The 2,767-nt window shown below is 69.6% G+C and carries 5 protein-coding genes; 4 read left to right on the top strand and 1 reads right to left on the bottom strand.

Annotated elements, in window-relative coordinates; genetic code table 11:
- The first annotated feature begins 122 nt into the window (after positions 1–122).
- Both ACTIE5_RS08375 and ACTIE5_RS08370 read left to right on the top strand, forming a co-directional pair.
- Positions 123–815, top strand: a complete 693-nt coding sequence (locus tag ACTIE5_RS08375; RefSeq protein WP_439549385.1) for a glycosyltransferase — start codon at positions 123–125, stop codon at positions 813–815.
- A 92-nt stretch (positions 816–907) separates the two neighbouring features.
- Entirely contained in the window at positions 908–1,501 is a 594-nt protein-coding gene (locus ACTIE5_RS08370; RefSeq protein WP_439549239.1) for a TVP38/TMEM64 family protein, read from the top strand.
- A gap of 37 nt (positions 1,502–1,538) precedes the next feature.
- Here the strand turns inward: ACTIE5_RS08370 and ACTIE5_RS08365 are convergent, their stop codons facing one another.
- Complete coding sequence (locus ACTIE5_RS08365) at positions 1,539–1,823, bottom strand: usg protein (RefSeq protein ID WP_439549238.1); 285 nt, start codon at positions 1,821–1,823, stop codon at positions 1,539–1,541.
- A gap of 317 nt (positions 1,824–2,140) precedes the next feature.
- Here ACTIE5_RS08365 and groES point away from each other — a divergent pair, with 317 nt between their 5' ends.
- Positions 2,141–2,452 carry a co-chaperone GroES gene (gene groES / locus ACTIE5_RS08360; protein ID WP_092955131.1) on the top strand — a complete coding sequence of 104 codons (312 nt, stop codon included), beginning with the start codon at positions 2,141–2,143 and terminating at the stop codon, positions 2,450–2,452.
- A gap of 98 nt (positions 2,453–2,550) precedes the next feature.
- Positions 2,551–2,767 (top strand): TCP-1/cpn60 chaperonin family protein (locus tag ACTIE5_RS08355; RefSeq protein ID WP_439549237.1); only part of this gene is annotated, 217 nt, incomplete at its 3' end.

The following is a 2,767-nucleotide window of genomic DNA, read 5'->3' as shown; positions in this document are numbered from 1 at the left end:
CCGATCCCGCTGGCGCCGTTGCGGCGCCCTCCCTTGATGCCTTTGGCGCGGTGTCGGCGCCTTTCTCCGATACATCTGGTGCTGTGTCGGCGGAGCTTCCCGACATCGCCGTCGTTATCCCCATGCGGAACGAGGGACCGAACGTCCTGCCGCTGGTGGAGGAGATCGCGCGCGCGCTGGCCGGCACGCGCTTCGAGATCATCTGTGTGAACGATGGCTCGGACGACGATACCGGGGACAGGCTGGCGGAGGCCGCCACGCGCTTTCCCGTCCGCGCGCTGCGCCACCGCCAGGCCTGCGGGCAATCCGCGGGCATCGTCACCGGCGTCGCCGCCGCGCGGGCACCCTGGATCGCGACGCTGGATGGCGATGGGCAGAACGACCCGGCGGACATCCCCGCGATGTGGGCCCGCGCCCGGGCGGAGGCGGCGTCAGGGGCGGACATCCTGGTGGCGGGGCATCGCGTCCGGCGCCAGGACAGCGGCATCAAGAAGGTGTCGTCGCGCATCGCCAATGCCGTGCGTGCGCGGCTGCTGGGGGATGCGACGCCCGATACGGGCTGCGGGCTGAAGGTGTTCCCCCGCGCGCTGTTTCTCCAGCTGCCGCGCTTCGACCACATGCACCGCTATTTGCCGGCGCTGGTGCTGCGCCATGGCGGCCGGGTGGTGAGCGAGCCGGTGAACCACCGGCCGCGCATCCGGGGCAAATCGAACTACGGGACGCTGGACCGCCTGGCCGTCAGCATTGCCGACATGCTGGGCGTGATCTGGCTGCAGCGCCGCTGGAAGCGCCCGCAAGTGGAAGAGCAATCCTGACCAAGCCGCCCCGCCCCGCCCGCTGGCGGTCACTGACCAAGCTGCTGCTGCTGGCAGCGGGGCTGCTGGCGGGTGGCGCGCTGCTGCGGGAGATGGGGGGCGTGCCCGGCACGGCCTGGGTGGACAGCACCATCCGGGACGAGGGCATCTGGGGCGAGGTGGTCTTCGTGGCCGTCGGCGCCGCCATCACCGCCATCGGCGTGCCGCGGCAGAGCCTGGCTTTCCTCGGCGGCTATGCCTTCGGCACCGTGCTCGGCACCGCGCTGTCCCTGGCCGCTCAGGTCATCGGCTGCGCGGCCGCCCATGCCTGGGCCCGGGCGCTGGGGCGGGACTGGGCGGAACGGCGGATGGCGGGGCGCTTCGGCCACCGGCTGCGGCCGCTGCGGGATGCGCTGCTGGCCAACCCCTTCAGCGCGACCGTGGCGCTGCGGCTGCTGCCGGTCGGCAACAACCTGGCGCTGAACCTGCTGGCGGGGATGGCGGGGATCGGGCTCGGCCCCTTCGTGCTGGGATCGGCGATCGGCTACCTGCCGCAGACCGTGGTCTTCGCCCTGCTCGGCAAGGGCATCCGGGTGGAGGGCGCCTGGCAGCTGGGGCTGGCGGCGGTGCTGCTGGCGGTGTCCGTCGGGCTCGGCCTGTGGCTGCTGCAGCGGCACCGGGCGGGGCGGGTGATGGATGGGGAGTGAGGGGGGTGCCGGTCGGCGCACCCCCCGGCCTACCACCTCAATGCAGGGTGAACTGGCCGTTGGCGTAGCGGAGTTCGGCGGGGCGGGTCAGCGCCGCGGAGGCGACGCGGACGGAATGCAGCGGCCCGTGGATCTCCCGCCGCCAGAACTCCAGGAAATTGCCGAGCAGCGGGAAGCGCGGCGCGAGGTCGTGCTTCTGCCAGATGAAGGTCTGCAGGACGCCCGGATGGTCCGGCATATGGTAGAGGATCTCGGCGGTGGTCAGCCGCCAGTCGGGCAGGGTGGTGAAGCGGGCGAAGCGTTCGAGGCTGGAGAGATCCATCGTGCTCCTTTCCGGCCCAGGCGAGCGGGCCTGTGTTGCATCGCGACGGCCAGCCGGTGGGTCTTCGGGCCTGCCGGCATGACCATCGGGTGACAGCATGCCATGGGGGCAAGGCGGGATGTCCAGAAAAACCTTTGGGATCAGGCCGTTAGCACTCGCACTCCTGGAGTGCTGACAACGCTTGACGCGGCAGGGGGACTCCCTGTAGATCGTTGGCACTCCTCTGGGGGGAGTGCTAGCGGGCGCCGCAACGGGTCCGCTGGCCGTGAATTCTCCGGAAGAGCTTGCCAATCACTGGAAGCGACAGGAGAAGCTCCATGAGCTTTCGTCCACTGCATGACCGCGTTCTCGTTCGCCGCGTGACGGCCGAAGAGAAGAGCAAGGGCGGCATCATCATCCCCGACACCGCCAAGGAAAAGCCGCAGGAAGGCGAGGTTATCGCCGTCGGCTCCGGCACCCTGAACGACAAGGGCGAGCTCCGCGCGCTCGACGTCAAGGCCGGCGACCGCATCCTGTTCGGCAAGTGGTCGGGCACCGAGGTGAAGCTCGATGGCGAGGAGCTCCTCATCATGAAGGAGTCCGACATCATGGGCATCCTCGACACCCCTTCCGTGGCGAAGGCGGCCTGACGACGGCGGGAAGGGGCGCAGGACATCGCGCCCCGGCCCTGACCGCCAGGTCCCATCTTCGCGTGGTTTCCTCATCGGATTGATCGGAACTTATCAACATGGCAGCAAAAGACGTTAAGTTCGGCGCTTCGGCGCGCGAGCGCATGATCCGCGGCGTGGACATCCTCGCCGACGCGGTGAAGGTCACGCTGGGCCCCAAGGGCCGCAACGTGGTCATCGACAAGAGCTTCGGCGCCCCCCGCATCACCAAGGACGGCGTCACCGTCGCCAAGGAGATCGAGCTGGCCGACAAGTTCGAGAACATGGGCGCGCAGA

The organism is Falsiroseomonas sp., assembly GCF_051859025.1.
Lineage (GTDB): Bacteria > Pseudomonadota > Alphaproteobacteria > Acetobacterales > Acetobacteraceae > Falsiroseomonas.
The sequence above is the reverse complement of the archived record's forward strand: the minus strand, read 5'-3'. Positions and strand labels throughout refer to the sequence as shown.